Source organism: Rhodococcus sp. YL-1, assembly GCF_001942025.1.
In the GTDB taxonomy this organism is placed as follows: domain Bacteria; phylum Actinomycetota; class Actinomycetes; order Mycobacteriales; family Mycobacteriaceae; genus Rhodococcus_F; species Rhodococcus_F qingshengii.
This window is the reverse complement of record NZ_CP017299.1, coordinates 4,000,660-4,023,002: the sequence shown is the minus strand read 5'-3', so window position 1 is coordinate 4,023,002 and position 22,343 is coordinate 4,000,660. Positions and strand designations below refer to the sequence as shown.

Annotated in this window: 21 protein-coding genes and 3 tRNA genes; 8 read left to right on the top strand and 16 right to left on the bottom strand. The window is 62.8% G+C overall.

Translation table 11 applies throughout. The features are described 5' to 3' along the window. Positions 1-6: 6 nt before the first annotated feature. Positions 7-405 carry a holo-ACP synthase AcpS gene (acpS, locus tag BH682_RS18675; protein WP_003945362.1) on the top strand — a complete coding sequence of 133 codons (399 nt, stop codon included), beginning with the start codon at positions 7-9 and terminating at the stop codon, positions 403-405. A gap of 58 nt (positions 406-463) precedes the next feature. Here the strand turns inward: acpS and BH682_RS18670 are convergent, their stop codons facing one another. Further along, positions 464-1,165 carry a TetR family transcriptional regulator gene (locus tag BH682_RS18670; protein ID WP_003945379.1) on the bottom strand — a complete coding sequence of 234 codons (702 nt, stop codon included), beginning with the start codon at positions 1,163-1,165 and terminating at the stop codon, positions 464-466. A gap of 290 nt (positions 1,166-1,455) precedes the next feature. Between BH682_RS18670 and BH682_RS18665 the strand changes: the two genes are divergently transcribed. After that, complete coding sequence (locus tag BH682_RS18665) at positions 1,456-2,805, top strand: dipeptidase (RefSeq protein WP_007733289.1); 1,350 nt, start codon at positions 1,456-1,458, stop codon at positions 2,803-2,805. Here BH682_RS18665 and bcp read toward each other — a convergent pair. Next, complete coding sequence (bcp, locus tag BH682_RS18660) at positions 2,802-3,275, bottom strand: thioredoxin-dependent thiol peroxidase (protein ID WP_007733290.1); 474 nt, start codon at positions 3,273-3,275, stop codon at positions 2,802-2,804. The genes BH682_RS18665 and bcp overlap by 4 nt on opposite strands. Before the next feature lie 145 nt (positions 3,276-3,420). Here bcp and BH682_RS18655 point away from each other — a divergent pair, with 145 nt between their 5' ends. Further along, positions 3,421-3,642, top strand: coding sequence for a DUF3618 domain-containing protein (locus BH682_RS18655; protein ID WP_003945299.1), 222 nt, complete (start codon positions 3,421-3,423; stop codon positions 3,640-3,642). Between the two features lie 66 nt (positions 3,643-3,708). Here the strand turns inward: BH682_RS18655 and BH682_RS18650 are convergent. The 3 genes from BH682_RS18650 to BH682_RS18640 form a co-directional block, all read right to left on the bottom strand. Next, positions 3,709-3,781 (bottom strand) — tRNA-Lys (locus BH682_RS18650). Positions 3,782-3,874: 93 nt separating this feature from the next. Continuing rightward, the gene (locus BH682_RS18645) at positions 3,875-5,305 is read right to left on the bottom strand and encodes an amidase (protein WP_058227149.1); all 1,431 of its coding nucleotides are present in this window, start codon (positions 5,303-5,305) and stop codon (positions 3,875-3,877) included. Positions 5,306-5,416: 111 nt separating this feature from the next. Next, a tRNA-Lys gene (locus BH682_RS18640) sits at positions 5,417-5,489 on the bottom strand. Between the two features lie 368 nt (positions 5,490-5,857). Here BH682_RS18640 and BH682_RS18635 point away from each other — a divergent pair. After that, positions 5,858-7,027 carry a L,D-transpeptidase gene (locus tag BH682_RS18635; protein WP_125052658.1) on the top strand — a complete coding sequence of 390 codons (1,170 nt, stop codon included), beginning with the start codon at positions 5,858-5,860 and terminating at the stop codon, positions 7,025-7,027. Between the two features lie 133 nt (positions 7,028-7,160). Here the strand turns inward: BH682_RS18635 and BH682_RS18630 are convergent, their stop codons facing one another. After that, the gene (locus BH682_RS18630) at positions 7,161-8,123 is read right to left on the bottom strand and encodes an oxidoreductase (RefSeq protein ID WP_075833692.1); all 963 of its coding nucleotides are present in this window, start codon (positions 8,121-8,123) and stop codon (positions 7,161-7,163) included. Between the two features lie 55 nt (positions 8,124-8,178). Between BH682_RS18630 and BH682_RS18625 the strand changes: the two genes are divergently transcribed. Then, positions 8,179-8,589, top strand: coding sequence for a MerR family transcriptional regulator (locus BH682_RS18625; protein WP_075833690.1), 411 nt, complete (start codon positions 8,179-8,181; stop codon positions 8,587-8,589). Positions 8,590-8,880: 291 nt separating this feature from the next. Here the strand turns inward: BH682_RS18625 and BH682_RS18620 are convergent. Both BH682_RS18620 and orn read right to left on the bottom strand, forming a co-directional pair. Continuing rightward, positions 8,881-8,953, bottom strand: a tRNA-His gene (locus tag BH682_RS18620). 84 nt (positions 8,954-9,037) lie between these two features. Next, positions 9,038-9,637, bottom strand: a complete 600-nt coding sequence (gene orn, locus BH682_RS18615; RefSeq protein ID WP_024487359.1) for an oligoribonuclease — start codon at positions 9,635-9,637, stop codon at positions 9,038-9,040. 120 nt (positions 9,638-9,757) lie between these two features. Here orn and BH682_RS18610 point away from each other — a divergent pair, with 120 nt between their 5' ends. Next, entirely contained in the window at positions 9,758-11,497 is a 1,740-nt protein-coding gene (locus tag BH682_RS18610) for a helicase HerA-like domain-containing protein (RefSeq protein WP_075833688.1), read from the top strand. A 19-nt stretch (positions 11,498-11,516) separates the two neighbouring features. On the opposite strand, the gene lysA is transcribed toward BH682_RS18610, so the two are convergent. The 5 genes from lysA to BH682_RS18585 form a co-directional block, all read right to left on the bottom strand. Further along, positions 11,517-12,860 (bottom strand): diaminopimelate decarboxylase, encoded by a 1,344-nt coding sequence (lysA, locus tag BH682_RS18605; protein ID WP_047270266.1) that lies wholly within the window; start codon positions 12,858-12,860, stop codon positions 11,517-11,519. A 150-nt stretch (positions 12,861-13,010) separates the two neighbouring features. Beyond that, positions 13,011-13,448, bottom strand: a complete 438-nt coding sequence (locus tag BH682_RS18600; protein ID WP_063316250.1) for a hypothetical protein — start codon at positions 13,446-13,448, stop codon at positions 13,011-13,013. A gap of 172 nt (positions 13,449-13,620) precedes the next feature. Further along, entirely contained in the window at positions 13,621-14,424 is an 804-nt protein-coding gene (gene cmrA / locus BH682_RS18595; protein WP_007733327.1) for a mycolate reductase, read from the bottom strand. A 19-nt stretch (positions 14,425-14,443) separates the two neighbouring features. After that, positions 14,444-16,474 carry an NADPH-dependent 2,4-dienoyl-CoA reductase gene (locus BH682_RS18590; protein ID WP_075833687.1) on the bottom strand — a complete coding sequence of 677 codons (2,031 nt, stop codon included), beginning with the start codon at positions 16,472-16,474 and terminating at the stop codon, positions 14,444-14,446. Beyond that, positions 16,471-17,061, bottom strand: coding sequence for a PadR family transcriptional regulator (locus tag BH682_RS18585; protein ID WP_054826999.1), 591 nt, complete (start codon positions 17,059-17,061; stop codon positions 16,471-16,473). Before BH682_RS18585 ends, BH682_RS18590 begins: the two co-directional genes overlap by 4 nt. 128 nt (positions 17,062-17,189) lie before the next feature. Here BH682_RS18585 and BH682_RS18580 point away from each other — a divergent pair, with 128 nt between their 5' ends. Continuing rightward, positions 17,190-18,551 carry an MFS transporter gene (locus BH682_RS18580; protein ID WP_007733331.1) on the top strand — a complete coding sequence of 454 codons (1,362 nt, stop codon included), beginning with the start codon at positions 17,190-17,192 and terminating at the stop codon, positions 18,549-18,551. On the opposite strand, the gene BH682_RS18575 is transcribed toward BH682_RS18580, so the two are convergent. From BH682_RS18575 to BH682_RS18565, 3 genes are all read right to left on the bottom strand, one after another. Continuing rightward, positions 18,541-19,362 (bottom strand): acyl-CoA thioesterase, encoded by an 822-nt coding sequence (locus BH682_RS18575; RefSeq protein ID WP_003945359.1) that lies wholly within the window; start codon positions 19,360-19,362, stop codon positions 18,541-18,543. The two genes, BH682_RS18580 and BH682_RS18575, sit on opposite strands and share 11 nt — an antisense overlap. A gap of 75 nt (positions 19,363-19,437) precedes the next feature. Then, positions 19,438-20,277 carry an alpha/beta fold hydrolase gene (locus BH682_RS18570; protein ID WP_003945355.1) on the bottom strand — a complete coding sequence of 280 codons (840 nt, stop codon included), beginning with the start codon at positions 20,275-20,277 and terminating at the stop codon, positions 19,438-19,440. A 35-nt stretch (positions 20,278-20,312) separates the two neighbouring features. Further along, positions 20,313-21,008 (bottom strand): TetR family transcriptional regulator, encoded by a 696-nt coding sequence (locus BH682_RS18565; protein ID WP_083954688.1) that lies wholly within the window; start codon positions 21,006-21,008, stop codon positions 20,313-20,315. Between the two features lie 168 nt (positions 21,009-21,176). Here BH682_RS18565 and BH682_RS18560 point away from each other — a divergent pair, with 168 nt between their 5' ends. Continuing rightward, positions 21,177-22,310 (top strand): ferredoxin reductase, encoded by a 1,134-nt coding sequence (locus BH682_RS18560; RefSeq protein ID WP_075833685.1) that lies wholly within the window; start codon positions 21,177-21,179, stop codon positions 22,308-22,310. The last annotated feature ends 33 nt before the right edge of the window (positions 22,311-22,343 follow it).

Sequence of the window (22,343 nt, the reverse complement as noted above, 5' to 3'; positions counted from 1 at the left end):
CACGGTATGGGAGTTCTGGGTATCGGTTTCGACCTCGTGACGGTGTCGGAGTTCGCCGAGCAATTGAACAGGCCGGGAACGGCAATGCTCGACAACTTCACACCGGGCGAGCGTCGAGACGCCGCTACCCGGAGCTCCGAACCGGCACGACATTTCGCCGCCCGGTGGGCTGCGAAGGAAGCAGTGATCAAGGCATGGTCAACTGCTCTCTTCGCCGGCCCACCGGTGCTGGGGGAAATGATCCACAATCAGATCGAGGTCGTCTCGGACGCCTGGGGGCGCCCCGGCATCCGGCTTCGCGGTGACGTGGCCAAACACCTGACCGGAGTGAAGATTCATATTTCGCTCACGCACGACGGGGACATGGCGGGCGCTTTCGCGGTCATCGAATCCGACCCGGAGTAGCACTGCCGCACACGAAAGAGCCGGTCTCCCAAGGGGAGACCGGCTCTTTGTCGTTCGACTAGTCCTTCGTGCGGGATTCCTTCTCGGCGACGAGGAGATACGCGATCATCAACCTTTTCAGTTCGGCGACGGCGTCGGCATGCGACTGACCGTCCTGAACCGAGAAATTGAGCATCGAATACACCACGTGGACAAGAACTTCCGCCATCATCAGGCGACGATCTCGCCGCGTACGAGGCGTCAACGGGCCGAGCATTTTCGCTACGGTCTCGGCGAACTGCTTTTCGTGAATGACTCCGGTTGCCCGCGTGGACGGCGTCGACTGCATCGCCAGCCAGACCTCGCGGCGCGACGGATCAGACGTCCACAGCCCGGCCATGTGATCGACGAAACTGTTCAGGAACCGCAACCAGTCGAGCGAGGGTACTTCGCCGCCGAACTGAGCAAGCTCGTGCTGGACCCCGACGAGGTCCTGGCGGTTCAATTCGCACACGATGACGTACTTGTTCGCGAAGAACTGGTAAAGCGTCCCAATCGGGACGTCAGCACGTGCCGCGACTTCTTCACAGGTGAACGATTCGAAACCGACATCGGTGAGGAGTTCCCGTGACGCAGCCAGGAGTGCGTCGAATTTACGCTGGCTGCGCTCTTGCGTCGGACGCTTGCGCGGCAGCAGTTCCTGCGGTTCTTCGAGGCTCTGGGGATTCTCCAGTGCTGGGTCGACTCGTCGCCGCGCGCGGTGACGAGTCGTGGGCTGCACGTCTTCCAGGCTATCGGTGTTTTCTGTCGAATTTGGGACTTGTGCATTATCCGGTGTCATCGGCCACCTACTTCGGCGGTCGTGATCGGTCGAAACGCACCGCGCAGGTGCGCGCACACGAGTCCCGATGCTGTTGCCACACCTCGATACTAGGTGACCAACTGTCCAGTAGCCGAAGAGGTTGCTGCGCGGTGTGGCGCAACGGCGATCCTGGCGCCTGCCTACGTCCGATTCGGGCAGACTGAGATTCTTCGGGCACACCGAGATTCGATGCCGAGGAGAGGGAGACGATGACGGAAGAACTGCGAACCGCGGTAGGTGAACTCATGCCGCGTGCCCGTGAGGATCTGAGTGCACTTGTGGCGATGAAGTCCGTTGCCGATGCACGGCAGTACCCGCCGGAAGAATGCGCGGCCGCTGCGCATTGGGTCCTGGAGGCATTCCGGGCTCAGGGTTTCGCCGATATCGAGGCGATCGAGACCTCCGACGGTTCGGCCGCGGTTGTCGGGCGTCGACCAGGCCCGGGCGGTGCTCCGACCGTTCTGCTGTACTGCCACTACGACGTTCAGCCGCCCGGAAACGAAGAGCTCTGGGGCTCCCCGCCTTTCACGCTCACCGAGCGCGACGGACGGTGGTACGGACGGGGCGCTTCCGACTGCAAGGGCAACGTCGTCATGCATCTGACAGCTCTGCGAGCGCTCGCCGCAGCCGGTGTGGATCCGAGCGTCCACCTGACGCTCGTCGCCGAAGGATCCGAGGAGATGGGCACTGGCGGTCTCGAGGATCTGGTGCGAGAGCGGCCCGAACTTTTTGCAGCCGACATGATCCTGATCGCCGATACCGGCAACACCGAAGTCGGGGAGCCGACGATCACGACGTCATTGCGCGGGATCGCGAACGTTGTGGTCCACGTGTCGACGCTCGAGGGTGAGATTCACTCCGGTGTCTTCGGTGGACCGGCGCCCGATGCGATCACCGCGCTGGTGCACATACTCTCGACGCTGCACGACAGCGCCGGAAACACCACTGTCGAAGGCTTGACCAACGACCAGGAGTGGGCGGGTGTCAGTTATGACGGCGATCAGTTCCGCTCCGACGCCGGGGTGCTCGAAGGGGTGCAGCTGACTGGTTCCGGTTCGGTCGCCGAGCAGGTGTGGGCTCGTCCGGCGCTGACCATCCTGGGTATCGACTGCCCGCCGGTCGTGGGTTCGGCGGCGGCGATCACGCCCCGCGCGTCGGCGCGCCTGAATCTTCGTGTCCCGCCTGGCACGGATCCGGCGCAGGCACAGAAGTTGTTGACGGACCACCTCCGCGCGGCGGCGCCGTGGGGCGTCCACATCGAGGTCGTTCCGGAATCGACGGGATCGCCGTTCTCGTCCTCGACGGAGGGTGCAGGTTTCGCGCAGCTGAAGTCCGCGCTCACCGATGCCTACGGCCGCGAAGTCGGATTTGCCGGCCAAGGGGGATCGATACCGCTGTGCAGTGCACTGGCCGAGCAGTTCCCCGACGCGGAGATCGCGTTGATCGGCGTCGAGGAACCGCAATGCCGCATTCATGCGCCCGACGAAAGCGTCGACCCGTCGGAGATCGAGAATCTCGCTTTCGCGGAGGCTCTGTTCTTGAGCCGGTACGGGAGTTAGACCGACAGATCGCGTCGTAGCTTGGCGACGTGACCGGTGGCCCGGACGTTGTACTGGGCCACCTCGATCTTGCCTTCCTCGTCGACGAGGAACGTCGAGCGGATGACGCCCTGGACGGTCTTGCCGTACATCTTCTTCTCACCGAACGCGCCCCAGGCTTCGAGCGTCGCCTTCTCGGGATCGGAGAGCAGCGGGAAGGTCAACTCTTCGGTATCGCGGAACTTCGCGAGTTTTGCGGGCTTGTCCGGCGAGATTCCGATGACTTCGAGGCCGGCGCCGTTCAGCTCGGCGAGGCTGTCACGGAAGTCGCAGGCCTGCTTGGTGCACCCCGGGGTGCTGGCCGCCGGGTAGAAGTACACGATGACCTTGCGGCCGCGGTAATCGTGAAGGGAAACCTCGTTGCCATCGGCGTCTGGGAGCGTGAAATCCGGCGCGACGTCGCCGGCGGACAATCTACTGTTCTCGGTCACGGGAATCGAGGTTAGTCGAGAAATTGCGCGGCAGGTGGGCGCGAGGGCATTCTGCTCCTCTACGGTAGAGCGAAGTGTCGGCGCGCTGCGTCCGCACAGCAGACCCGCACACAGAGCAGCAGAACACAGACAAGTTGGAGGACACGTGCCCAGGGACACCGAGAGCATCGAACGCGAGATCGAGAAGGCGCGTAACCAGCTCGCGAGCACACTCGACGAACTGACGGTCCGCACCAACCCGAAGCGGCTGGTCGAGAACACCAAGAAGACGGTGCTCGCCAAGCTCAACGAGCCGGCAGTGAAGTACGCGCTGATCGCAGTCGGTTCAGTGGTGGGACTACTCGTGGTCCGGAAGATCATTCGCTGACCCGAGTTGTCGAAGACAGAACATGAAGAAGGCCCCCACCTGGTGAGGTGGGGGCCTTCTTGCAAGTGCGCCCACAGGGACTCGAACCCCGGACCCAGTGATTAAGAGTCACTTGCTCTACCAACTGAGCTATAGGCGCTCGCTCTTGCGAGACAGAACATTAGCCGACAGGCTCAGGAGTTTGCAAAACGCGTGTTCATCGTGGTGACGATGGTTACATCGCTTCCGGAATTCACGAGTGTGGAGGGTGCGAATCCGGCCAGCGGACGGTGCTTTCCAACTGCTGTGCGACGGCGAGAATCGTCGGTTCACCACCGCTGCGCCCGACCAGTTGGACGCTCAGGGGGAGTCCGCGTTCGGAGAACCCGGCGGGCACAGCGGCCGCCGGGTTGCCGCAGACATTCCAGATCGAACAGTAGGCGGCGATCGGCAACGCCTTGCGGACTGCTGACAGAAGGCCGGTTCCTTCGAGTTGTCCGATCGGGCGTGGCAGCGCGGGCGTGGTCGGCATCAGGACCAGGTCGAAGGTGTCGAAGACCTGGTTGACCGTCGCTGCGATTCGCTCACCTTTGCGGTAAGCGAATTTCCCGACGCGCGCGGGAGCGGCTATCCGGCCGATCGACGCGAGTGCTCGTGTGCGCTTCTCGAGGAGCGCCGGATGATCGACGCGCAGTGCTTCGTCGCGGACGCCGCCGAGCACCTGGGGGAGAAATGCTGCAGTTGCGTCCGGGTACTCGGGATCGTGCTCTTCGACGTGATGTCCCAACGCGCTCAACATCTCTGCGATCGAATGCACCGCGGCAACGACCTCCGGGGACGGGCGGACGCCCCGGACCGGACTCCGGGTGGACACTGCAATGCGAAGCGGCCCGGGCGCCGACGCGGCTGACTCGGCAAAGCTGGTGCGGAGCGTTTCGGCTGTGTAGTCGTCGATCCCGGTGGTACCGGTTATCACGTCGTACACGAGCGCGCTGTCCTCGACGGAACGAGTGAGAGGCCCTAGTGTGCCGAGTCCGCGCCAGAGGTTTCGGTTCGGCGCGGTGCTCACCCGACCGCGCTGCGGTTTGAGTCCGAACAACCCGCAGAACGCCGAAGGCAGTCGGATGGAACCGCCGCCGTCGCCGCCGATTGCCGCTGCGACCATGCCCGACGCGACGGCCGACGCAGATCCTCCGCTCGATCCGCCCGTGGATACGCCGGTGTCCCAAGGGTTTCTGGTGTAGCCGTTTGCAGCAGTCTCCGTGAAGGGCCAGATGCCGAACTCGGGCATCGTCGTCTTGCCGACGATCACCGCGCCGGCCTCGCGCAACCGCCGGACGACCTCTGAATCGGCCGATGCGATGCGAGTTGCTGCCGCACCGCCGTACGTCGTCGGCGTTCCGGCGACGTCGTTCTCGTCTTTGATCGCGATCGGGACTCCGTGCAGTGGGCCCAGGCTGTGGCCGTCGGCCTGGCGCTGATCGAGACGTGTCGCTTCGTCGAGCGCTTCGTCTGCGAGAACCCGCACAAAAGCATTGAGCGTCGAATCGAGGCGTTCGATACGGCGAAGTGTGTTCTCGGTGAGCTCGCGGGCCGATAATTCTCCGGACCGGATCAGAGCGGCCTGACCCGCAACCCCGGCAAATGCCAGCTCGCTGCCCGGTGTGGTTTCGCGCTCGGTCATCAATCCTCCAGGCCGTGGTTCCGATAACTGTGAAGTCTATTCACCACAACCTGTCCACCACGACACAAAGAAAAATCCCCACCTTCCGAAGAAGGTGGGGACCTTTGCAAGTGCGCCCACAGGGACTCGAACCCCGGACCCAGTGATTAAGAGTCACTTGCTCTACCAACTGAGCTATAGGCGCTCGCTCTTGCGAGACAGAACATTAGCCGAATCGCCGGTTCGGGAGCAAATCGCCAGGTGGAGGCGTCACCGCTGTAGTCCGATCGGAGGAAATCCGCTGAAAGCGGTAACAAAACGGACGGTTCGGAGCGATTGATACTTGAACGTTACTGACGGCGTGGCCTTTCATGACCGTTGGTAACGAGCGCGCCTGGCATCATTGGTGCAGCGCAGTCATACCGCAAGTCCCACTTGCCTTCCGGTAAGTGGGATTCGCATGTGACGCGGAAGTTAGTCGGAGAAATTGTGAAGCGGAGTCGAACGATGAGTCGTCAAAGGTGGGGTCTGTCCGTGCGCGGGGGGAACGGTCGAGCGTCGAAGGGCGCGGCGATGATCGCGGCGTCTCTCGGTGCTCTCGTTCTGATGACCGCGTGCACGTCGGGCGGCAAGGACGTCAGTACCGAAGGGTCGGCGCCGATCGATTCCAATCCGCTCACCGAACTCATCAAGCCGAAACTCACCTCGACCGCTGCCGACGGCGCTGTCGGCTTCTCGCCGGGCGACCCGGTCAAGATCAACGTCGCTGACGGCGCTCTGTCCGACGTGACGATGGTCAATCAGGACGGCAAGGCAGTTGCCGGCGCGATTGCTGCCGACGGTGCGTCGTGGACCACCACCGAGCCACTCGGCTACAACCGCAAGTACAAAATCGAGGCCCGCGCATTCGGATTGGGTGGCGCCAGTACGACGGTCACGTCCTTCACCACCAGCGCACCCGGCAACGTCACCAAGCCGTACGTCTTGCCCAACGAGGGTGACGTGGTCGGCATCGGTCAGCCCATCGCGGTGCAGTTCGACGAGAACATCCCCGATCGCAAGGCTGCCGAAGCCGCGATCACCGTCACCACGACTCCGGCCGTCGAAGGTGCGTTCTACTGGGTCAACAATCGTGAGGTCCGTTGGCGTCCGGAGAACTACTGGGCACCGGGCACCAAGGTCGACGTGAGCGTCAACGTGTACGGGCGCAATCTCGGCAAGGGAGTCTTCGGGCAGGAAGACGCGAAGAGTTCCTTCACCATCGGTGATGCCGTCATCGCCACGGCGGACGACAACACCAAGCAGGTCACTTTCCAGGTCAACGGTGAGACCGTCATGACCATGCCCACCTCCATGGGCAAGGACAGCACTCCTACCGACAACGGCGTCTACATCATCGGTGACCGCTTCGCGAACATGATCATGGACTCGTCCACGTACGGCGTCCCGGTCACCTCGGCGCAGGGTTACAAGACCCCCGTCGACTGGGCGACCCGAATGTCCTACAGCGGCATCTTCTTCCACTCGGCGCCGTGGTCGGTCGGGCAGCAGGGCTACTCCAACACCAGTCACGGCTGCCTCAACCTGAGCCCGTCCAACGCCAAGTGGGTCTACGACAACACCAAGCGTGGGGACATCGTCGTCGTCAAGAACACCGTCGGCGGCACTCTCTCCGGCACCGACGGCCTCGGTGACTGGAACATTCCCTGGAGCGTCTGGAAGACCGGCAACGCGGACGTCTGAGTGCGTCCCTGAAGCCTTGAACGGCAGAATGCCCCCGACCGTCCGGTTGGGGGCATTCTGCATCTGTACACCTTTTGTGAGCGAAAGTGCCTCTCGGTCTATCTGAGGCGACGGGAGGTACGTTCGCTCGGTGTCAGCGTCGACCGAACGCGTCCACTCCGGTCATCTCAGCGGACAGTGTCCACAATCTGCGTGCGTCGGCGGGATCGGTAGCCCAAGGTTTCACTCCGCCGACGCTCATGTCATCGGTCTGCGCGACGTCCGCGATGTTGCAGTCCTGGAGATACGCGCCGGAGTGATCGGCGAGTATCGGTGCCGTCGCTGCCCACACCGTTGTAGCGGCGCCCTGGGAGGGAGTCTTGAACCCCGGCACGGCGTCGCCATTCGACGTCGTCCATCCGAGATCGTGTTTCTCCAATGTGGAGAAGTGACGTTGAAGCGGAGTGAGGATGCTCCCGGGATGGACGGAGAACGCACTGATACCGCGTGAAGCACCGGAGCTCGCCAGCTGTACAGCGAATAGAGCATTTGCAGTCTTGGCTTGACCGTACGCAAGCCAGCGGTCGTAACCGTTGCGGAAATGTATGTCATTCCAACGCACTCCCGACAGAAAATGTCCCGCCGACGAGACCGCTACGACGCGAGAGCCGTTTGCGGGCATGGCTGGCACAAGCAGGTTCACCAGTACAAAGTGCCCGAGGTGATTGATCGCGAATTGTGATTCCCAGCCGGAGCCGACACGGAGTTCCGGGCAGGCCATGACCCCCGCATTGCAGATGATGATGTCCGGAGTGATCCGGGATTCGAGAATTTCTCGCGCACACGATCTGACACTGCTCGGGTCCGACAGGTCGCACGCTCGCACTTCGATACCCGGAAGGTCGGCCACCGCGCTCCGTGCCTGTTCTGGTCGGCGGGCAAGAACTACAACTCGCGCCCCGACCGAAGAAAGTGACTGCGAAACCTCATATCCGAGTCCGGAGTACCCGCCAGTGACCAAAACCGTAGTGCCCGTTAAATCTTGTCCGGCAAGTACGTCGTCGGCAGTGGAGACTCGGGAGTATCCGGTGTTGATTTTGCGCTGGATGGAATTCATGACTGCGACCGTAAAATCTGGAGTGCACTCCAGGTCAAGGAAAGGTCGCCAGGCAATGCGCGAACTGTCAATCGGTGACGTCGCTGTCCAGACCGGAATCAGTATCGATTCCCTTCGATACTTCGAACGTGAGGAATTGCTCGTTCACGAGGTGGCGCGCTCGGCAGGTGGGCGTCGGGTGTACTCCGACAGCGATGTCTCTTGGTTGAAGCTGTGCAATCGCTTCCGAGACTCGGGTATGCCGATCGCCACGATCCGCGAATTCGCCGCTCTCGTCAGGTCAGGTCCAGGAAACGAGAAGGAGCGGCTTTCACTTCTACAAAAGCATGAGGAGTTGATTCGATCCAGGATCGCTGCGATGCAGGAAAACCTGAACGTCATCCACGACAAGGTTTCGGCATACGAGCGACACGTTCGCGAGGGGACCGTCGTAGGTGTCTGGGAGCCGGAACCGTCGCCCGAGTGATCGTCGGGTGGGTGATTTGCGGCCATTCCGGCCGCCCCGATGTAAGCGAAAGTGGCTTTCGGTCTATCTGAGGCGACGAGAGGTACGTTCGCTCAGCTCGGGCACGGGTTGCTCGGGAGCGCGCGATTTGTCGCGGTCGCCACCCCACCCACTTCGGGTGAACGTATCGCTGCCCCCGTCAGAGAAGGGGAGCGATACGTTCACCCGACTGTGGAAGGGGAGATTGCGGCTGGCGCACAAACCAAAAGAACCCCCGAAAATGTCTTCCGACATTCTCGGGGGTTCCGCTTGGGTGAGCGACGGGACTCGAACCCGCGACAGCCAGGATCACAACCTGGTGCTCTACCAACTGAACTACGCCCACCATTGCCTCGGCCACCGGTTTGACCCGGCTGCTTTGACGAAAGAGATACTAGCGCGAAAGTCGGTCAGGAAGCCAATCGGCAGGTCAGGCGGGACCCAAGCCCTCTACGACGGCTGCAATCTCTGCGCTCGACGGTCCGGGCGCCGCGACGAATGCAGTGCCGCGGTAGTACTTGAGTTCGCGGATGGATTCCTTGATGTCGGCGAGTGCCCGGTGGGCGAGACCTTTTTCGGGCTGGCCGAAGTAGATTCGCGGGTACCAGCGGCGGGAGAGTTCTTTGATGGAGCTGACGTCGATCATCCGGTAGTGCAGGTATGTGTCCAGCGCCGTCATGTCCCGCGAGATGAATCCGCGGTCGGTGGCGATTGAATTACCCGCCAAGGGAGCCGTACCGGCGACGGGAACGTGCTTGCGGATGTACGCGAGCACCTCTTTCTCCGCCTCGGCGAGGGTGACCGTCGACTTACGAACCTCTTCGGTCAGTCCCGACTTTGCGTGCATCTTCTTCACGACGTCGGGCATTGCAGCCAACGCGTCGTCGTCGGCGTGGATGACGATGTCCACACCTTCGCCCAAGATGTTCAAGTCGCTGTCGGTCACCAGAGCCGCAATCTCGATGAGTTTGTCCGACTCGAGTCGCAGCCCGGTCATTTCACAATCGATCCATACCAATTTGTCCTGCACCAGGAACACAGTAGTGCGCGCGGGCGCGGGATAAGGTCTGCGGTGGAAACTCGACGTGTGTGAGACGGCGTTCGGGTGATGACAAGAACTTCGCCGCATTGCAACGAGGAGGGCTTTTCGATGACCGTGGATCCGAAGGACGGAGCAGCGCCGCTGACGCCGGCGGAGAAGGCGAAAGCTGCCAAGGCTGCCGCTGCCGAAGCCGCTCGGATTGCAGCTGAAGCCGCGGCAGCAGCTGAGGAAGCAGAGAAGGAAGCGGCTGCCGCTGAGGCCGAAGCATCGGCCGGAGCCACCCCCGCTGCTCAGGCGCCCTCGGGTGCTGCCGCTGAAATCGCGGCGGGCTATTCATCTGAGGGGCGGGCACTCGAGCTCGGCTCGGTGGTGATCGACGGTGTGGCAGATCCCACCGCGCGGGTGCGGATTCCGTTGGCGACGATCAACCGTCACGGTCTGATCGCCGGTGCGACGGGTACCGGCAAGACCAAGACGTTGCAGGGCATCGCCGAGCAGCTGTCCGCCGCGGGTGTGCCGGTTGTGATGGCCGACGTCAAGGGCGATCTCTCGGGTCTGTCGAAGGCGGGGGATCCGAGCGAGAAGATGAAGTCTCGCGCAGTCGAGACGGGCGACGATTCGTGGACTCCCGCTGGGATGCCAGTCGAGTTCTTGTCGTTGGGAACGGACGGAATCGGTATCCCGGTGCGCGCGACCATCACCAGTTTCGGGCCGATCCTGCTCAGTAAAGTGTTGGGCCTCAACGAGACCCAGGAATCGACACTCGGGCTGATCTTCCACTGGGCCGACACTCAGGGCCTCGCCCTGCTGGACCTCAAGGATCTGCGTTCGGTCATCGCCCACCTGACGAGCGCTGAGGGCAAGGCCGATCTGAAGGGTATCGGCGGAGTTTCCTCGGCGACGGCGGGAGTGATTCTGCGCGCGTTGGTCAACCTCGAAGCAGATGGTGGTGACACCTTCTTCGGTGAACCAGAACTCGAAACCGAGGATCTGCTGCGTGTCGTCGGCGGTGCCGGTGTGATCACGCTGTTCGAACTCGGTGCCCAGGCGGCGCGCCCGGCAATGTTCTCCACCTTCCTGATGTGGGTGCTCGCGGACCTGTTCCAGACGCTGCCCGAAGAGGGAGATCTGGACAAGCCGAAGCTCGTGTTCATCTTCGACGAGGCGCACCTTCTGTTCGCGGACGCGTCGAAGGCCTTCCTGCAGCAGGTCGAACAGACGGTCAAGCTCATTCGTTCCAAGGGCGTCGGCGTGTTCTTCTGCACACAACTTCCGACCGACATTCCGAATTCGGTGCTGTCACAGTTGGGTGCGCGGGTTCAGCACGCCCTGCGTGCATTCACGCCCGACGATCAGAAAGCCCTCAACAAGACCGTCCGCACGTACCCGAAGACCGAGCACTACGACCTGGAAAAGGCACTGACTTCACTCGGCATCGGTGAAGCCATCGTGACCGTACTCTCGGAAAAGGGTGCGCCGACGCCGGTGGCCTGGACCAAGATTCGTCCTCCGAGGTCGCTGATGGACACCATCGGCAACGACGCGATCAAGGCGGCCGCGTTGTCGAGTCCCCTGAATCAGAAGTACGGCCAGACCATCGACCGCGAGTCGGCGTACGAGAAGCTGACGGCCAAGGTGGCCGGTGCTCCGACAGCGGATCAGTCCCTGGATCTTCCGTCGCTGCCCGATCTGCCGCCACCGTCGCCGGCCGAGCCGGAGGGCCCCAACATCGCCGAGCAGATCTTGGGCAACTCGGCTGTCAAGAGTTTCCTGCGCTCGGCGGCTTCGGCTGCGGGACGCGAGATTTCGCGAAACATCTTCGGCACCGGTAGTCGCCGCAGGCGCTGAGGCTCAGGCGCCCGCGAGGTCAGATGCCGACCTCGCGGGCCAGCAGGTCGTTGATCGATTCGCGCCTGATCAACGGCCGCGCAATCCCGCCCAGCACGGCGACGACCGGCGGCCGGCCGACGCTGTTGTAGGTGGAGGCCATGCTGTGGTGGTATGCGCCCGTACACGGCACTGCCAACAGGTCACCTTCATGTAGGTCGGCGGGAAGCCTTGCTCCGACGGCAATTTCGTCGCCCGATTCGCAGTGTCGCCCGGCGACGGTTACTTCCTGGAGCGGTGCGCGCGAATGCCGGTTCACCAGTTCGACGTCGTAGTGGCTGTCGTACAACGACACCCGAGGGTTGTCGCTCATCCCGCCGTCGACGGAGACGAAGGTTCGTCCCCCGCTGATCGACTTGATGTTCTGTACGCGATAGAGCGTGACTCCGGCCCGCGCAGCGATCGCTCGGCCAGGCTCGAGCACGATTTCGGGGCGAGGGAAGCGGTTTCGGGTGCACGCGTCGTCGAGAGTTTCGTCGATGACGTGAGCGAGGCGGGTCAGATCCAATTGGGCATCTCCCGGCACGTAGGCGATCCCATGGCCACCGCCGAGATCGAGTTCGGTGAGGATGATTCGATGCGTGCGTCGTATGTCGTCCATCTGTGCGATCATCGTCTCGATCGCGGGGCGGAAGAGTTCGGGATCGGTGATCTGGGAGCCGAGATGGCAATGCAGGCCGATGAGCTGCAGGTGCGTCGCGTTGGCGACGACGGATACCGTATGTTCCAGTTCTTCGGAAAACGCTGGTAGGCCGAACTTTTGGTCCACGATGCCCGTGGACACTGCCTTGTGTCCGTGTATGTCGATGCCGGGTGTGACTCTGACCAACACCTTCTGTCGGTGGGTGCACACCGACGCGAGCCGTACCGCTTCGCTGGGGGAGTCGAGGACGATCCGGCCGACACCCGCGTTGACCGCCGCCCTCAGTTCGGAAACCGATTTGGCATTGCCGTGCAGGATGATTCGGTTGGGGTCCACGCCCGCGGCAAGCGCGACGGCGAGTTCACCGGCGGAACAGACATCCACCCCGAGTCCCTCGTCGGAGACCCAGGTAGCCATCGCTCGAATCATCAGTGCCTTGCCGGCGTACACGATCTCCGAGTCGGGGAAGATCTCTCGATACGTGCGGCAGCGGTGCCGCACGTCCGCCTCGTCGACGACGTACGTCGGTGTGCCGTACTGGTCCGCGATCTCTTCGAGGGAGACGTCGCCGATGCAGACACGCCCGCTGTGGTCGTGGCGAGTACTGATGGGCCACAACGCAGGATCCATACGCGGTGTCATTGCGCCGCGTAGGGAGGGGAAGATTTCGAGTAGCGTCACGTCGATCTCCTGAAGGTGACCCGCCGTGTTGCGGGCTACTTTCAGATCTACTCCCGAAGATCACCGGTGGGGCGGATCTTGACGCTTACTTGACGCGCCGCCGAACGAGGTTGACGCGGCTCTGACGGCCTCGGCACTGTGCCCGTGGACTCACTGTGCCCGCCGCCGCCTCCATCCGAACCAACCGAGCACCGCGAGCAACGCCACCGCGGCGCCTCCGCCGATGACCGTCGATCGGTCGGCGGACACACCGACGGACGGAGTTCCGCCGGCACTCGGGGCGTAACCGGCGCCGTACACGGACTCGACCGCCGCTTGGATGTCGAACCCGGTTTCGGTAGCCGGCCCGCAGCTGTGCCCCTCGTGCTCGGCGTCGACGTCGTACGGCGCAGAAACGAACATCAGCTGCTCGGTGCCGAGCACGTAGCTTGTGCCACAACCGTTCCCGTTCGCGAGTGTCCCCACCGACGTCACCGATGCCAGATCGCCTTTGTAGACCCGGCTGACGTCGAACAGGTAGGTGTCCTCGAACCCGTCCGAAGTTTTCTCCGTCGGAGTCCCGAGGAAAACGGTGCTGGAGACGCTCACGGCTTCTTCCGGGGTAGCCGATGATGCGCACGAACATGCATTCGCTGCCGAGGGCAGCAGTAAGGGCAACCCTCCGGTCAAAAGAAGGATTGCCCCGACTGCCAGTGTTCTTCGCATCGCCATTAACCGACTATATGGTCTGCTATGGCCTGCTCTGAGAAGTTTGAGTGAATCAGCCGCCGAGCTTCTTGTAGAACGTGCCCACGATCGGCGCAACGACGGCACGCGGGCTGTAACCGCCCGCGACGGACATCGCCTTGCTCAAGATGCCCGGTACGACGCGCATCTTGTTCTCGGCCAGGCCGTCGAGCGAGACCTTGGCGGTGTACTCGCTCGAGATCCAGAAGAAGTCCGGGACGAGCTTGTCGACGATCGACGCTTCGGCCGGGTCCGGGGTTTCGGTGCGAACGGGGCCTGGCGCGAGCAGGGTGACGTTCACTCCGGTGCCCTTGAGTTCACCTCGCAACGATTCCGCGAAGGTGTTCACGAACGCCTTGGTGGCTGCGTACGTCGCGTTGTTGGGGATCGGCATGTTGCCGGCCGCGGACCCGACCATCAGGATGGCTCCGGACTTGCGCGCGAGCATGCCGGGCAGCACGGCCAGCGTGAGATCGTGCACTGCAACGGCGTTGAGCTCGACCTGGTCGCGCTCGTAGGCCGGGTCCAGCTCGGCGATCGGCCCGAAGGTGGCGATACCGGCGTTGTTGCACAGGATGCTGATGTCGCGGCCACCGAGTTCCTCGACCAGAACGGCACGCGCCGCGCTGTCGGAGAGGTCCGATGCACGGACCTCCACCTCGACGCCGTGCGCGGCGCGAAGCTTCTCGGCGAGGGCCTCCATGACCTCGCCACGACGGGCAACGAGGATCAGGGAGTGTCCGCGTGATGCCAGATCAGCGGCCAGTGCCTCTCCGATGCCGGAGGAGGCGCCGGTCACTACGGCGCGGGCTGTGGTTGTGGGTGTCGGCAGGCTCACGATCAGTCAGCGTAGCCGGTCAGATCTTCGCGGCCAGTCGTGTGCCCTGTTCGATGGCACGCTTGGCGTCGAGTTCTCCAGCGACATCCGCGCCGCCGATGATGTGGGTCACCACACCCGCGACGGTCAGTTCGTCCACGAGATCGCGAACCGACTCCTGCCCGGCGCAGATGACGATGGTGTCGACCTCGAGAAGTCGGGGCTTCTCGTGCTTCTCACCGAAGGTGATATGCAGGCCGGCGTCGTCGATGCGCTCGTAGTTGACGCCCGAGAGCTCGTGAACGCCCTTGTTCTTGAGGGCCGCCCGGTGGACCCAGCCGGTGGTCTTCGCGAGGCCGGCGCCGATGCGTCCTGGCTTGCGTTGGAGGAGGTAGACCTCCCGCTCGGAGAGCTCTGGTACCGGAGTGGTGAGAGCGCCCGGGGCCATTTCGGGTTCGGTGACGCCCCATTCCTGCTTCCACTCCTTGAGATGAAGAGTGGGGGAAGTGGGGTGCGTGAGGAATTCGCTCACGTCGACGCCGATGCCGCCGGCACCGATGACGGCGACGGACTTGCCGACGGGCTTGCCCTCTCGGACGACCTCGGCGTAGGTCAGCACCTTCGGGTTCTCGATGCCGGGGATCTTGGGAACCCGCGGCGTCACGCCGGTGGCAACCACGACTTCGTCGAAGGAGCCGATGAGATCTGCCGGTGCGACGCGGGTTTCGAGCTTGACCGTCACTCCGGCCACGTCCAGCATGCGGGTGTAGTAGCGAATGGTCTCGGCGAACTCTTCCTTACCCGGAATGAGCTGTGCGATCCCGAATTGCCCGCCGATCTTGTCCGAGGCCTCGAACAACGTGACCGAATGACCACGCTGAGCAAGATTGAGTGCTGCGGAAAGTCCGGCAGGACCGGCGCCGACGACGGCGAGATTCTTGGTCCGCCGAGTGGGGGAGAGGATCAGCGTGGTCTCACGGCCCGCGCGCGGATTGAGCAGGCAGGAGACCTGCTTGTGAACGAAGGCGTGGTCGAGGCAGGCTTGGTTGCAGGCGATGCACGTGTTGATCTCGTCGGACGCTCCGCGCTCGGCCTTGTTCACCCAGTCGGGATCGGCGAGCATCGGCCTGGCCATCGAAATCAATTGTGCGTCACCGCGGTTGAGGATCTCTTCGGCAGTCTCGGGCATGTTGATCCGATTCGAGGCGGCTACCGGAATGTCGACGTGCTTCTCGAGTTTGCCGGTGATGTCGACGAAGGCTGCTCGGGGAACCGAGGTGACGATGGTGGGCACCCGTGACTCGTGCCACCCGATGTCGGTGTTGATGATCGTGGCGCCGGCAGCTTCGACTTCCTTTGCCAATGAGACGATTTCATCCCAGGTCTGACCGCCCTCGACCAGGTCTGCCATCGACAACCGGAACACGATGATGAAGTTCGGGCCGACGGCCTTGCGTGTGCGTCGCACGATTTCGACTGCCATGCGTCGACGGTTCTCGGAACTGCCGCCCCACTGGTCGGTGCGCCTGTTCGTGCGCTCGCAGAGGAACTGGTTGATGAAGTAGCCCTCACCGCCCATGATTTCGACGCCGTCGTAACCCGCGGACTTGGCCAGACGCGCGCAGCGAACGTAGTTCCGGATCTGCCAACGCACCCCACGGCCGGTCAGCTTGCGCGGACGGAACGGATTGATGGGCGCCTTGATCGACGACGCGGAGACACTGAACGGCTGGTAGCTGTAGCGGCCGGCGTGCAGGATCTGCATGGCGATCTTTCCACCCGCGTCGTGAACCGCCTTGGTGATCCGGCGGTGACGGCGCGCTTCGATGCGGTTGGTCAGCTTGGCACCGAAGGGCAAGAGCCAACCGGTGCGGTTGGGCGCGTAGCCGCCGGTGATGATCAAGCCGACTCCGCCACGGGCACGTTCGGCGAAGTACTCGGCCAAGCGGTCGGTGTCCTTCGCGCGATCTTCGAGGCCGGTGTGGATCGATCCCATGACGACGCGGTTCTTCAGCGTCGTGAATCCGAGGTCGAGCGGTTCGAGCAGGCGGGGGAACTGTGTATCCGTCATGACTGAAGATGTCCTTCCGTGGCGTACTCGCCAGTGTCTTCGGTGGCGTACTCGCCAGTGGGCAGTGCGTCCAGAACTTCCTGGCACCAGTCGGTGAATCCTTCCTCGACGCGAATGCCGCCGCGAAGTACGAGGTACTGGTGCAGCGAAGAGCCGGAAAGCGCTGCTGGATTGGGGAAGTCACGCTTTTCGATGAGTCGGTAGACGTCGAGGCGGGCGGCGTGGCCGTCGCGGTGGCGAGCGACTTCGCGTCGTAGAGCGGGGAGATCGGCGTGCGCAGCGGCCCTGATCTTGATGGCCAACTCGTTGCGCAGGTGGTTCGGTTCGGACGGCTCTGCGATCCATCGGGTCAGTTCGGCGCGGCCGGCATCGCTGACGCGGTACATCTTCTTGTCCGGTCGGCCGTCCTGCGCGATGGCCTCCACCTCGACCCAGCCCGCCTCGTCCATTCGCTTGAGGACTCGGTAGATCTGCTGGTGCGTCGCGCTGTGGAAGAAGCCGATCGACTTGTCGAACCGGCGTGTGAGGTCGTATCCCGACGCATCCTGTTCGGACAGGGAGACGAGCAACGCATGTTCGAGTGCCATGGAAAAAGTATCTATGCACTCAGGTGCGTATGCAACTAAGTGCGTACTAACTCGGGTGCATAGAACGTCTTGTATGTCGACTTCGGAGAGAGACGCCGAGTCGCCCGCGCGCAGTTAGGCTTCGCCGTATGAGCGCCGAGTCCACGAGCACGCAGGCAGAGCCACCCGCAGGCATCGGCGGTGCGGCCACGAAGAGTCAAGTGTTCGCATGGGGGCTGTGGGATTGGGGTTCGGCCGCATTCAACGCAGTGATCCTCACGTTCGTCTTCTCGGTCTATCTCACCGACGCGGTCGGTGACGACCTTCCCGGCACGATTTCGGCAACTACGTGGCTCAGCTGGGCGCTCGGAATCGCCGGCTTCTTCATCGCGATTCTCGCTCCGATCACCGGACAACGTTTCGATGCGTCGGGTAAACGTAAACTCTCGCTCGCGATACTGACCGGCATCACCGTGCTCTCGATGGCGGGCCTCTACTTCGTCGAAGACAACTACCGCTATCTGTGGCTCGGATTGGTTCTGCTCGCAATCGGTTCGGTGATCTTCGAACTTGCCGGCGTTCCCTACAACGCCATGATGCGGCAGGTGTCGACACCGGAGAATCTGGGTAGAGTCTCCGGCTTCGGCTGGGCCATGGGATATTTCGGCGGAATCGTGCTGCTGTTGCTGTGCTACTTCGGGTTCATCGTCGGCGACGGCGACACTCGGGGATTCCTCGGATTGACCACCGACGGCGGCATGAACATCCGGATGGTGGCACTGCTGGCTGCAGTGTGGTTCGCGGTCTTCGCGATTCCGGTGTTCTTCAAGGTTCCCGAGTTGCCCAGCCCCGCGGTCGATCCGGGAGCGTCGAAGGCCGGGTTCCTCGACTCCTATCGGGTGTTGTGGCGCGATCTGCGCGAACTCTGGAACGTCGACAGGCGCACGATCTGGTACCTGATTGCGAGCGCACTCTTTCGTGACGGTCTGGCGGGCGTGTTCACCTTCGGGGCCGTGCTGGCTGTCAACGTCTACGGAATCAGCGCTGCCGACGTCCTACTGTTCGGTGTCGCGGCCAACGTGATTTCCGCAATCGGTGCATTGGTGGCCGGACGCTTCGACGATCGGATCGGACCGAAACAGGTCATCACCGTCTCGCTGGCGTCGATGATCGTGGTCGGCGCGATATTGATCGCGGTGTCAGGGCCGGTGATGTTCTGGATCTTCGGTCTCGCGCTCTGCCTCTTCGTCGGGCCCGCTCAGTCTTCGGCACGAACCTTCCTGGCGCGCATCACCCCGCCTGGGCGTGAAGGTCAGATGTTCGGCCTGTATGCGACCACAGGCCGAGCAGTGTCGTTTTTGGCACCGACACTGTTCGGCCTGTTCGCATGGCTCTTCGGTGCAGACCGTGCCGGCATCATCGGACTGCTGGTGGTTCTCGGCGTCGGTCTTGCCGCATTGTCGATGGTGAAGGCGCCGGAAGGGGACAGTGCGCTTCCCGTCAATCCTTGAAGTAGACCAACTGGTGTGTCGTAGCGAGCAATGCGCCGTCACTGCCCCAAATTTCGGCCGACTGATCGAAGTACCCGTTGCCGAACCGTTGGGTCCGCGCGGTTCCCAGCACGGAATTGTCTGCCTGTTCGGTCAGCGTCTGAGCGTCGGCGTGGAAGTAGATGGTCATCGAGACCGTCCCAGCCGGTGCCATCTTGCCTCGGCGCAAGAAAACTCGTGGGAAGAAGACATCGCACAGTGCAGTCAGCGACGTGAAGTCGAGAGCGCGAGCCGGCCGATCGCGCACCCAGAGCGTCGTGGTCGAGTCGGGATGCTCGCCCGACTCCAGGTCGGGGATTGCACCTTCGACAAAGCGCATCTCGTAGTTCTGTGCCCAGGCGATGAACTCGGGGAACGGCAGCAGCGCAACGTCTTCGGCCGACGGAACCTCCGGCATCGTGATTTCGGTCGACGACCAGGTTTCACGCCTGGTACCGAACACTGCCGTCGCGGTAGTGGCGACGGTTCCGTCCTGAGAAAGTTCGATGGACCAGTGTTGCGTCGAGCGGTTGGTGCGCACCGGCCGGGCGGAGATCTCGAAGGCGCCCTCGGTGATCGGACCGGCAAAGTTGACGGTCAACGACAGCGGATCGCCGAGGCGTTCGGGGTGCTTCAGTACGGATTCGAGCAACGTGGCAGCGGTGACGCCGCCGAACGGCCCGACCATGTTGTTGTACGCCGGATTGGTCTCGCCGGTCGACAGGCCGGCGGTGAGTGGCGTCAATCCGACAGCAGCGTCGAAAGGATGGGGTGGTGCAACGGTCTCGGTCATCGCAGAACTCCTGGTGATGGAATCAATTCGGCTCTATGTATGACAACATACATAGAGCCGAATTCGTCGCGGCGATCAGGATCCTGCACGTGCGAGGATCGCCTCGGCCAACTCTTCGGCTCGCTCTTCCGGAATCCAGTGACTTCCGCCGTCGAGCACGACGAACTCGTAGGGGGCGTCCACGAATTCGCCACAGCGTTCTGCGCCTGCGCGGCCGAGCGCTGTGTCGCCGGTGCTCCAGACGTACGTAGTCGGCACAGTGGTGCGATCGATGTCGCCGAAGTCGCGGGTCATCGCGCGGTACCAGTTCAAGGCGCCGGTCAGCGCGCCCTCCCCGCTCAGGACACGAATGTGCTCGTCGGCGAATTCAGGATCGATCTGGCCGTCGAACATGGCACGCAGCCGGCGAAAGTTGTCCTCCGACAACACTTCCTCGGCTTTTCCCTCCTGTCGGAGAAGTCCGATGTAGGACGAGCGTTGCTTCTGGTCCTCGTCCTCGCGGAGTGCCCAACCGAAGGCGGTGGGGTGGGGGACCGAGATCGCCGTCAGGCTGCGGATCCGGTTCGGATGGCGACCGGCGACCTGCCAGGCGACCGCCGAACCCCAGTCGTGACCGACAAGATGCGCGTCGGACAGGCCGAGCGCGTCGAGCAATCCGACGACGTCGGCTACCAGGTGCTCGATCTTGTAGGCATCCACCCCTTCGGGGCGTGCGCCGGCGGAGTAACCGCGCTGATTCGGTGCGATTACGCGGTAGCCCGCTGCGGTGAGTAGTGGTGTGACCTTGCCCCAGGATGCGGCGCTCTCCGGGAAGCCATGCAGCGCTACCAGCGGAATGCCGTCGTCCGGGCCCGAGATCAGTACGTCGAAGGTGAGGTCGCCAACGGGGATTTCGTATGTACTCGTGGAAGACATGACTCTCACCGTACGTCGAAAAGGTGAACCCGAGGTCAGTTTCGAGGTGGATTCCAGGTGGCCATTCCGAGCATGATGACTCGCAGTTGCTTCTCGGCTCGTGTGATGACGGCGGCTTCGTCGCGATACCCGGCGGTCCCGGCGTCCAGCAGTTCGACGACAGCACTGAACATCGTCGAGACGATCAGGTCGGCAGCCATTTCCAGATCGTCCGACGACCAGCTTTCCAGTCCGGCAATTCTGGAGAGGTCGATGGTCAGTTCGCTGACGAACAACCGCATTTCAGTGGCGATCGCACGTCGTACCGCACTGACGCCGCTGTAGCGTTCGCGGCAGAGGAACCGAAACTGTCGCTCGTGTGTATGCACTTGTCGCACAAGGATGCCCAGGGACGTAGCGGCGTCCTTGGTGCTGGGATTACGCCTTGCGTCGCGCAGCATCTGGCGCAACATACGCATGCTCTCTTCGACGAGGACGACACCGACGTCCTCCAGTGAAGCGAAGTGGCGGTAGAACGCCGTCGGAACGATCCCGGCTTCCCTGGCTACCTCTCGCAGGCTGATTCCGGCGAAGCCGCGATCGGCCGAGAGGTCCATGGCAGTGTCCAGGAGCGCTTGGCGTGTGCGTTCCTTCTTGGCGGCACGACTTTCCGGTTCCCTGTTGTCGGGCTCCCTGCGCTCTGGGTTCCCCGGTCCGGCCTTCGTCACGACGTCGAGTGTATGTACAGGCATTCCGGCTCCTTTCGGCAACTCGTGTAACTCGGATCACATTCTTGTTGACATGTACTTGTGTGCACCTGTCACACTATCTTCGGTGAACATTTGTACACTGAATTCACGCAGTCGGGGGAAGCTAGCCCAGCAATCGATACACCCGGCAATCGAAGTACGAGGAGGGTCATGACAATCGCATCTGCTCCTGAGAACACGACACCGAAGTCCGCACCTCGGCGCGGACTGTCCTTGGTGGGACTGATCGAAGCCATGGCTGCTCCACATCAGATCGATCGGTACCTCGAGCTGGTCAACCCGATGGCGACGGTTCGTGACATCCGCGCGCAGGTTGTCGCCGTCGACCATCCGACGGCTGACTCCGTCACTCTCACGCTGCGCCCGACTCGCCAGTGGCGCGGTTTTCAGGCGGGCCAGTTCGTGCAGTTGGGCGTGGTGATCGACGGTGTTCGTCACACTCGCTGCTACTCGCCGGCCGGGGGTGCGTCTACGCGCAGTGGGCTGATCGAGCTCACCGTGAAAGCGCATCCGGGTGGCCTGGTGTCGCAGTATCTGTACGCCAACGCGGCACCCGGACTCGTTGTCAGCCTCTCGCAGGCAGACGGCGTGTTCTCCCTTCCCGTCGACCGCCCGCGTCGGGTGTTGTTGATCAGTGGCGGCAGTGGAATCACCCCGGTCATGTCGATGCTTCGGACGCTGGTGGAGGAGCAGCACTCGGGCGAGATCGTGTTCGTGCATTACGCGAACACCGATGCCGACGTGGCGTACACGCGCGCGCTGAAGACCATCGCCGAGCAGAACCCGAACGTGAAACTGGTACTCGTGTACACCGAAAGCGGTGGAGGTGACCTCGAAGGTTTCTTCGATCGCGGGCACCTCGACGCGGTGGCTCCTTGGATCGCCGATCCGGACACGATCGACGCCCAGGCTTATCTCTGCGGACCTCCCGGACTGATGCGGGGAGTGCGTGAGGTGTTCCGTGAGGTCGACGTCGAGCACTTGCTCAACACCGAGGAGTTCGCGCCGGCGGTGGCCGAGCCGGGGGAGGCCGGCGGCGAGGTGTCATTCACCAAAAGTGGGGTGGCGGCCGAGAACTCCGGCGAAACACTTCTCGAACAAGCAGAAGCTGCGGGCCTCAATCCCGAGTACGGATGCCGGATGGGAATCTGCTTCTCCTGCACCTCCGTCAAGAAGGCGGGCCGTACCCGAAACGTGCGCACCGGTGAGACAGACGACGAGCCGGACAAGAAGATCCAGCTGTGCGTCAGTGCTCCCGTCGGCGACGTCACCGTCGACATCTGAAGTCCCATTTTCCACACGACTGTCTGGAGACCG

Coding starts and splice junctions, on each gene's coding strand:
- BH682_RS18565 (WP_083954688.1), bottom strand. CDS start 21,008: ATGCCTGTACATACACTCGACGTCGTGACGAAGGCCGGACCGGGGAAC.
- BH682_RS18630 (WP_075833692.1), bottom strand. CDS start 8,123: ATGAATTCCATCCAGCGCAAAATCAACACCGGATACTCCCGAGTCTCC.
- BH682_RS18665 (WP_007733289.1), top strand. CDS start 1,456: ATGACGGAAGAACTGCGAACCGCGGTAGGTGAACTCATGCCGCGTGCC.
- BH682_RS18610 (WP_075833688.1), top strand. CDS start 9,758: ATGACCGTGGATCCGAAGGACGGAGCAGCGCCGCTGACGCCGGCGGAG.
- BH682_RS18635 (WP_125052658.1), top strand. CDS start 5,858: ATGATCGCGGCGTCTCTCGGTGCTCTCGTTCTGATGACCGCGTGCACG.
- BH682_RS18645 (WP_058227149.1), bottom strand. CDS start 5,305: ATGACCGAGCGCGAAACCACACCGGGCAGCGAGCTGGCATTTGCCGGG.
- BH682_RS18625 (WP_075833690.1), top strand. CDS start 8,179: ATGCGCGAACTGTCAATCGGTGACGTCGCTGTCCAGACCGGAATCAGT.
- BH682_RS18575 (WP_003945359.1), bottom strand. CDS start 19,362: ATGACCGAGACCGTTGCACCACCCCATCCTTTCGACGCTGCTGTCGGA.
- BH682_RS18560 (WP_075833685.1), top strand. CDS start 21,177: ATGACAATCGCATCTGCTCCTGAGAACACGACACCGAAGTCCGCACCT.
- BH682_RS18580 (WP_007733331.1), top strand. CDS start 17,190: ATGAGCGCCGAGTCCACGAGCACGCAGGCAGAGCCACCCGCAGGCATC.
- acpS (WP_003945362.1), top strand. CDS start 7: ATGGGAGTTCTGGGTATCGGTTTCGACCTCGTGACGGTGTCGGAGTTC.
- BH682_RS18585 (WP_054826999.1), bottom strand. CDS start 17,061: ATGGCACTCGAACATGCGTTGCTCGTCTCCCTGTCCGAACAGGATGCG.
- BH682_RS18590 (WP_075833687.1), bottom strand. CDS start 16,474: ATGACGGATACACAGTTCCCCCGCCTGCTCGAACCGCTCGACCTCGGA.
- BH682_RS18570 (WP_003945355.1), bottom strand. CDS start 20,277: ATGTCTTCCACGAGTACATACGAAATCCCCGTTGGCGACCTCACCTTC.